8 protein-coding genes are annotated in these 7292 nt (G+C 69.8%); all 8 read left to right on the forward strand.

The annotated features are described in order from the left end of the window. Positions 1–136 precede the first annotated feature (136 nt). The 8 genes from ACFTZC_RS32485 (at position 137) to ACFTZC_RS32520 (ending at position 7118) form a co-directional block, all read left to right on the forward strand. The gene (locus tag ACFTZC_RS32485; protein ID WP_382895819.1) at positions 137–817 is read left to right on the forward strand and encodes an HAD family hydrolase; all 681 of its coding nucleotides are present in this window, start codon (positions 137–139) and stop codon (positions 815–817) included. A gap of 43 nt (positions 818–860) precedes the next feature. Beyond that, positions 861–2084: an MFS transporter gene (locus ACFTZC_RS32490; protein ID WP_382895821.1), complete on the forward strand. Its 1224-nt coding sequence runs from the start codon at positions 861–863 to the stop codon at positions 2082–2084. Continuing rightward, complete coding sequence (locus ACFTZC_RS32495; RefSeq protein ID WP_382895823.1) at positions 2053–3225, forward strand: acetoin utilization protein AcuC; 1173 nt, start codon at positions 2053–2055, stop codon at positions 3223–3225. Before ACFTZC_RS32490 ends, ACFTZC_RS32495 begins: the two co-directional genes overlap by 32 nt. A gap of 95 nt (positions 3226–3320) precedes the next feature. Further along, positions 3321–4136, forward strand: coding sequence for a phosphatase (locus tag ACFTZC_RS32500; protein ID WP_382895825.1), 816 nt, complete (start codon positions 3321–3323; stop codon positions 4134–4136). A gap of 128 nt (positions 4137–4264) precedes the next feature. Next, positions 4265–4474: a helix-turn-helix domain-containing protein gene (locus ACFTZC_RS32505; RefSeq protein ID WP_158575903.1), complete on the forward strand. Its 210-nt coding sequence runs from the start codon at positions 4265–4267 to the stop codon at positions 4472–4474. A gap of 181 nt (positions 4475–4655) precedes the next feature. Next, complete coding sequence (locus tag ACFTZC_RS32510; RefSeq protein WP_003948845.1) at positions 4656–4754, forward strand: 30S ribosomal protein bS22; 99 nt, start codon at positions 4656–4658, stop codon at positions 4752–4754. Between the two features lie 206 nt (positions 4755–4960). Beyond that, positions 4961–6007 (forward strand): NAD-dependent epimerase/dehydratase family protein, encoded by a 1047-nt coding sequence (locus tag ACFTZC_RS32515; RefSeq protein ID WP_382895933.1) that lies wholly within the window; start codon positions 4961–4963, stop codon positions 6005–6007. Next, complete coding sequence (locus ACFTZC_RS32520; RefSeq protein WP_382895827.1) at positions 6000–7118, forward strand: lysophospholipid acyltransferase family protein; 1119 nt, start codon at positions 6000–6002, stop codon at positions 7116–7118. Before ACFTZC_RS32515 ends, ACFTZC_RS32520 begins: the two co-directional genes overlap by 8 nt. Positions 7119–7292: the final 174 nt, after the last annotated feature.

Below are 7292 nucleotides of genomic sequence, written 5' to 3' on the forward strand. Positions count from 1 at the left end.
GCAGGGGGGACCCTGTGGGAGAGTAGGACGCCGCCGAACAATTATTGTGGGAATGCCCCGCACCGTATGGTGCGGGGCATTTCTGCGTTCAGGGGCCTTGTAGGGAGAGTTGAGGGGCCGTTTTAGGCTCGGTGGTATGTGCTACGAACTCGTCATCTTCGACAACGACGGCGTCCTCGTCGACAGTGAACGGCTCTCCAACACCATCCTGGCCGGCTATCTCACCGAGCTGGGCCACCCCACCTCCTACGAGGACTCCCTGCGGGACTTCATGGGGGCCGCCGTGCACCGCGTCCACGATCTCGTTCACGCGCGGACCGGGCAGCGGCTGCCCGAGGACTTCGACGAGGTGTTGCACTCCCGGGTCTTCGCCGCCTTCGAGCGGGAGTTGACGCCGGTCGACGGTGTGGTCGAGGTGATCGAGAAGCTGGCCGCCGACGGCGTGCCGTACTGCCTCGCCTCCTCCGGAAGCCATGAGCGCATCCGTGTCGGGCACCGGAAGACCGGCCTCGACCGGTGGTTCCGCCACGGGGAGACGGAGGGTGGCGCGGGCAGCGTCGTCTTCAGCGCCGAGGATGTCGGGCGCGGGAAGCCGGCGCCCGATCTCTTTCTGCACGCCGCCGAGCGGATGGGGGTCGACCCCGGGCGGTGTGCCGTCGTCGAGGACAGTCCCCTCGGGGTCCAGGCCGCGCGGGCCGCCGGCATGGATGTGTACGCGTTCACGGCGATGACGCCCGCCGGGAAACTGCCCGGTGCCACCGGGTACTTCGCCAGGATGGCCGAGCTGCCGGGATTGCTTGGCCGATCCGTTGCCTGATCCACCTACCCATGGGTAGAAGGGCGTCCTACGCTGTCCGGCCATGACAGATGTGCGTATGCGGCACGGTCGGTCCGCCCTGGGGCTCAGCTTCTTCGTCCAGGGGGTGAGCTTCGCCCTTCTGGTGACGCGTATCCCCGCCATCCAGGACCGGTACGGGATATCCGACGGTCTCCTCCCGCTCTTCCTCGCCGCTGTGCCCGTGCTGGCCGGTGTCGGCAGTGTCGCCACCGAGAAGGTGGTCGCGCGGGTCCGGCCGGGGCTCGTGCTGCGCTGGGCCCAGCCCCTCGTGCTGCTGGCCCTGCTCGGTGTCGGGGCCGGTGACGCCGTCTGGCAGCTCGCGGTCGCGCTCGGGGCGTTCGGGCTCTCCGTCGGTGCGCTGGACGCGTCGATGAACATGCTCGGCGTCAGCCTTCAGCGGTCGTACGGGCGCAGCATCATGCTCGGCTTCCACGCGGCGTTCAGCCTCGGCGGGATCGCCGGGGCCTCGCTGGCCTGGGCGGGGGCGCACTGGCATCTCTCGCTGCTGGTGTCGTATCTGCCGGTCGTCGTGGTGCTGTTGCCGGCCGCGCTCGTCGGATCCCGCTGGTATGTGGATGCCGGGGAGGAAGAAGGAGCGGAAGGGGCGGAAGGGGCGGATGGCGAGAGGGCGGCGGGGGATCGTACGCCGGTGGCTTTTCGTGTGCTGCTGCCGCTCTGCCTGGTGATGTGCTTCGCGTACATCGGTGACTCCACCGTCTCCAACTGGAGTGCCAAGTACCTCCAGGACGTGCTGGGCAGCTCGGAGGAGCTCGCGACCGTCCCGTACAACGCTTATATGGTCACCACTCTGCTGGGGCGCGCGGTCGGGGATCTCGGGGTGCGGCGGTTCGGGTCGGTGGTCGTGGTGCGGAGCGGATCCGTGCTGGCGGGGGCCGGGTTCGCGGTGGTGGCGGTGGCGCCGGGGGCGTGGGTGGGGATCCTCGGGTTCACGCTGCTGGGGCTCGGGCTGTGTGTGCTCGTGCCGCAGACGTTCGCGGCGGCCGGGCGGCTGTTCCCGGGGGCGAGCGACGCGGCCGTGGCCCGGCTCAATGTCTTCAACTACGTGGGGTTTCTCGTCGGGTCGCCGCTGGTGGGGGCGTTGGGCGAGGCATGGAACTACCGGGGGGCGATGCTCGTGCCGATGGTGATGGTCCTCGTGACACTGGTGTACGCCCGCTCGTTCGCGGCGGAGGAGGACCGATACGGTGGCGGGCATGAGCGGCCGCGCACAGTTGATGTGGGATGACGCAGTCACGGCGTACGACTTCGGGCCCAGCCACCCGATGGATCCGGTCCGGCTGGCCCTGACGATGGGGTTGGTGCGGGCGTACGAGCTGGACAGAGCGGTGGATGTCGTCGCGGCGCCGCCCGCCGGGGACTCGACGCTGCGGCTCGTCCACCGGCAGGAGTACGTGGACGCGGTGCGGCGCGCCTCGCGCGATCCGCGGGCCGCCGAGATGTCGTACGGGCTCGGTACGACGGACGATCCGGCCTTCGCGGGGATGCACGAGGCGTCGGCGCTGATCGCCGGGCAGTCGGTGGGCGCGGCGGAGGCGCTGTGGCGCGGGGAGTGCGCGCACGCGGTGAACTTCGCGGGTGGGCTGCACCACGCGATGCCGGGGGCGGCGTCCGGGTTCTGCGTGTACAACGACGCGGCGCTGGCGATCGCGCGGCTGCTGGAGCTGGGGGCGGAGCGGGTCGCGTACGTCGATGTGGACGTGCATCACGGGGACGGTGTGCAGGCGGCGTTCTGGGAGGACCCGCGGGTCCTGACGGTGTCGTTGCACGAGCATCCCCGGACGCTCTTCCCGGCGACCGGCTGGCCGGAGGAGACCGGCGCCGGTGCGGGTGAGGGCGGTGCGGTCAATGTGGCGCTGCCGGCGGGGACGGGGGACGAGGGGTGGCTGCGGGCGTTCCACGCGGTGGTGCCGGAGCTGCTGGCGGACTTCCGGCCGCAGGTGCTGGTGACCCAGCACGGCGCGGACACGCACTTCGAGGATCCCCTCGCGCATCTCGCGGTGTCGCTGGACGCGCAGCGTGCGGTGCAGGCGTCCTGCCACGATCTGGCGCACGGGTACGCGGACGGCGGGCGGTGGCTGGCGCTCGGCGGGGGCGGGTACGCGGTGGTCGACGTGGTGCCGCGGTCCTGGACCCATCTTGTGGGGATCGCGGCGCACGAGCCGGTCGATCCGCTGTCGGAGCCGCCGGAGGTGTGGCGGCACGAGGTGTACGCGCGGACGCGGCAGCGGGGGCCGGGGCGGATGACGGACGGGCGGACGCCGGCCTGGCGGTCGTGGGAGTCGGGGTACGACCCGGCGGACCGGCTGGACCAGGCGGTGCTGGCGACGCGTAAGGCGGTGTTCCCGCTGCGGGGGCTGCTGGCGTGAGGGTCGGCGCCGGTCCGTAGTGGTCGTTACGCCAACCGTGCGGTGTCGGCGGTGTTCCCGCCCGGTGGGGCGGGCAAGGCGGCAGCATCGGTGGGGTGTTGAGCACCGGTGCCCTGCGGGCGCATCTTCTGGCGGCCAGGCTGGCCGGTCCTGTGGCGACCTCGCGGGAGGAGAGCCTGCGCAGTTACCGTCTCTTCGCCGCGCGGGATCCGCGGGTGACGATCGGAATCGATCCTGAATGGGCATGGGATGAGCGGGACTTGCTCCGTCTCATGGCCGACAAGTGCGGGGTGTCGGGCGATTCCGATCATGTGTCGGGGCCTGATGTGATTGATCCGGAGCTGACGCTGACGGCGCTGGCGGCTTTCGCGGAGCGGCTGGGCGAGGCGGCGGCGCGGCGGATTCCGGTGCTGCTGGGTACGGGGCATCCGCACCGGCTGCTCGGGTTCTACGCGGGATTGGCAGACGCTTTGTCGGCGGCGGGATGTCTCGTCCTCACCCCGGCGCAGGGGCGATGTATCGACATAACGACCCGGTTCGGGGTACGCACGTACAACCTCGACTACGTACGGGGAGTCGCTCTGGTGCGGGAGCCCGGCGTGCCGTGCGCGGGGCGTGAGACCGGCGCACACACCCACTCGCCGCTACCGGTCCGGGCCGTTCTGGATGCTCTGGCGGAGGCCGGAGGGCCCCTTCCCGGACTGGTCGTCGGGGACCACGGATGGGTCTGCGGGGCAGGTCAGCTGGGTTTTGAGGCCATCGGCCTGGCGGACACGGACGATCCCGCGCTCTTCGTCGGGGAGGCGGAGGGGCGGGTGTCGGTGGCCGTCCCGCTCGATGACGCGGTGCGGTCCGATTACTACCTGCCGCTTACTCGCTATGTACTCAATCGGGCGTGTCTGTCACAGTAGGCGGCCGGAGGCTGCTCCTCTTCCCCACTCGCATCACCCGCCCCTAGTCTGGGATGTGAGCGCACAGCGACGAAGAGTTACCGGAGGGGAAGCCGGTGGCCGTCGGGTGCGGAAGGTACAGGTGGATCATGGTTGCTGGCGAGAGGCCTCTCAACGAGGTCAAGTTCCTTACCGTGGCGGAGGTCGCCTCGGTGATGCGAGTGTCGAAGATGACCGTGTACCGCTTGGTGCACAGCGGTCATCTGCCGGCGATCCGGGTGGGCAGGTCCTTCCGGGTTCCGGAGCAAGCGGTTCACGAGTACCTCCGCGAGTCCTTTGTGGGGGTCGAGTCCGCGTAGTACCCGTGACCGGCGGTGTTCTGTCCTCCAGGGCTTGTCGGAGGGCGAATACCGCCGGGAGGGGGGACTGGGTTTTCCCTCGGATTACGTCCCTCACTCGGCGGCGGGTAGGCTAGGCCGACGTAGGTCGTGTGGGCCCAGACGCCCCGCACCGAGTGAAGAGAAGTGAGCGAGGGTAGTCGTGGGCTCTGTTATCAAGAAGCGGCGTAAGCGGATGGCCAAGAAGAAGCACCGCAAGCTGCTCAAGCGCACCCGCGTTCAGCGTCGCAACAAGAAGTAAGTGCGATAGCTGTACGCGCATTCGTGGCCCTTTCACCGGCATGGTGAGAGGGCCACGGTTGTTTCCCGGTGTCCTCCGCACGTGGCTGTCCGTCGGTCGAATGGGCGCGTGGCACGTCCTCCGGTCGTCGCTTCGTGACGGCGACCCGCTACGGTGACGTGGCAGACCCAGTGGGAACACCGGTGGGAACAGGGAAGGCGCTGATCTTGGGCAAGGTCGTGCTCGTGACCGGGGCGGCCCGGCAGCTCGGCGGCCGTTTCGTACGGCGTGTGCAACGGGAGTCCGGGGTGGACCGGGTGATCGCCGTGGACGCGGTGACCCCGGCGCACGGACTGGGCGAGGCGGAGTTCGTCCGGGCGGACATCCGCAGACCGGCGATCGCGCGGGTCCTCGCCGAGCACGCGGTCGACACCGTCGTCCATCTCGATGTGACGGGCACTCCGCTGGGCGCGGGCGGCCGGGCGGCGGTCAAGGAGACCAATGTCATCGGCACGATGCAGCTCCTCGGCGCTTGTCAGAAATCGCCGGCTGTCAAGCGGCTGGTCGTGAAGTCCAGTACGAGCGTGTACGGCTCGGCGCCCCGGGACCCGGCGGTCTTCCTGGAGACCACGCCGCCCAAGTCGCTGCCGAGCGGCGGCTTCGCCAAGGACGCGGTGGAGGTCGAGGGGTACGTACGGGGCTTCGCGCGCCGCAGGCCCGATGTGGCGGTCTGTGTGCTGCGCTTCGCGAACATCCTGGGGCCCTCGGCCGACTCCCCGCTCGCCGAGTACCTGTCGCTGCCCGCCCTGCCGACGGTCTTCGGCTACGACCCGCGGCTGCAGTTCGTGCACGAGGACGATGTGCTCGACGTGCTGCTGATCGCGTCGGAGGCACCGCGGCGCGGGACGCTGAACAGCGGCACGTTCAATGTGGCCGGGGACGGTGTGCTGACCCTCTCGCAGTGCTCACGGCGGCTGGGGCGGCCCACGGTGCCCGTGCCGCTGCCCGCGGTGACCTGGGTGGGTTCGGCGCTGCGCACGGTCGGGGTCTCGGACTTCTCGCCGGAGCAGATCCGGCTGCTGACCCACGGCCGGGTGGTCAGTACGGATCAGATGCGCGAGACACTGGGTTTCGTGCCCTCGTACACGACCGCGGAGGCGTTCGCGGACTTCGCGCGCACCCGGGACGCCGGGCTGCTGCCGCCGGAGGCGGTGGGCCGTACCGTCGACCGTCTCTCCACCCTCGTCAGCAAGGAGCGCCCCGGACATGGCTGATGCCAAGGTCATCCCCTTCGGTGAGGAGCCGAGGTCGCGGCGCGGGGCCGGCTCGGGTGGCGGCTCGGGCTCGGGCTCCGGGGGCGGCGGTGGCCGGCGGCAGCAGCACGGCAAGGACGGTGCGTCGAAGCGCGCTCAGGGGCCGCTGACGCCCGTACCGGAGCCGCGGGCGGGCGACGGCCCCGACGGTCCTGACGGTCCTGAGGACGGCGAGCGGGCTGCGGCGCCCGGGGCGGCCTCTCCGGGGGCGGCCGCGGAGGACGCCGCCGGGGGAGGCTGGGAGCGGCGGCTCGCGGGCGGACTGGCGTTTCTGCGCCGCCGCGTGACCGGTGAGTACGAGGTCGACGAGTTCGGCTACGACAAGGAACTGACCGACCAGGTCCTGATGTCGCTGCTCCGGCCGCTGTACGAAAACTACTTCCGTGTCGAGGTGAAGGGCATCGAGAACATCCCGTCGGACGGCGGGGCGCTCGTGGTGGCCAACCACTCGGGCACGCTGCCGCTGGACGGGCTGATGATGCAGGTGGCCGTCCACGACAACCATCCGGCACAGCGGCATCTGCGGCTGCTCGCGGCGGATCTGGTCTTCGTGCTGCCGGTCTTCAACGAGCTGGCGCGGAAGGCCGGGCACACGCTGGCCTGTGCGGAGGACGCGGAGCGGCTGCTGCTGGGCGGTGAGGTCGTCGGGGTGATGCCGGAGGGGTTCAAGGGCATCGGGAAGCCGTTCGGCGACCGGTACAAATTGCAGCGTTTCGGGCGGGGCGGGTTCGTCTCGACGGCGCTGCGGGCCGGGGTGCCGATCGTGCCGTGCTCGATCGTGGGTGCCGAGGAGATCTATCCGATGATCGGCAACTCGCGGACGCTGGCGCGGTTGCTGGGGCTCCCGTACTTCCCGATCACGCCGACCTTTCCGTGGCTGGGGCCGCTGGGGGCGGTGCCGTTGCCGACGAAGTGGACGATCCAGTTCGGTGAGCCGATCCCGACGGACGGCTATCCGCCGGAGGCGGCGGAGGATCCGATGCTGATGTTCAACCTGACCGATCAGGTCCGCGAGCAGATCCAGCACACGCTCTACAAGCTGCTGGTGCAGCGGCGGTCCGTCTTCTTCTGATCGTCTCTGACTTCTTCTGATGGTGTCCGAGGCCTCTTGATTCTCCTGATTCTCCGGTGTGCTGGGCGGGGAGGTCCCCCCCCCACCCAACCAAGGGAAATATGAACACTAACCCCCCAAAGCAGGGGCAAATAAAAAAAAAAAACAACAACCAGAAAGTAAACCACAAGGTAG

Source organism: Streptomyces sp. NPDC056987 (assembly GCF_042673865.1).
Taxonomy (GTDB): Bacteria; Actinomycetota; Actinomycetes; order Streptomycetales; family Streptomycetaceae; genus Streptomyces.

Excerpts from the sequence above, each read along its gene's own strand:
- ACFTZC_RS32485 (WP_382895819.1), top strand. The coding sequence starts at position 137 with ATGTGCTACGAACTCGTCATCTTCGACAACGACGGCGTCCTCGTCGAC.
- ACFTZC_RS32490 (WP_382895821.1), top strand. The coding sequence starts at position 861 with ATGACAGATGTGCGTATGCGGCACGGTCGGTCCGCCCTGGGGCTCAGC.
- ACFTZC_RS32495 (WP_382895823.1), top strand. The coding sequence starts at position 2,053 with ATGAGCGGCCGCGCACAGTTGATGTGGGATGACGCAGTCACGGCGTAC.
- ACFTZC_RS32505 (WP_158575903.1), top strand. The coding sequence starts at position 4,265 with ATGGTTGCTGGCGAGAGGCCTCTCAACGAGGTCAAGTTCCTTACCGTG.
- ACFTZC_RS32520 (WP_382895827.1), top strand. The coding sequence starts at position 6,000 with ATGGCTGATGCCAAGGTCATCCCCTTCGGTGAGGAGCCGAGGTCGCGG.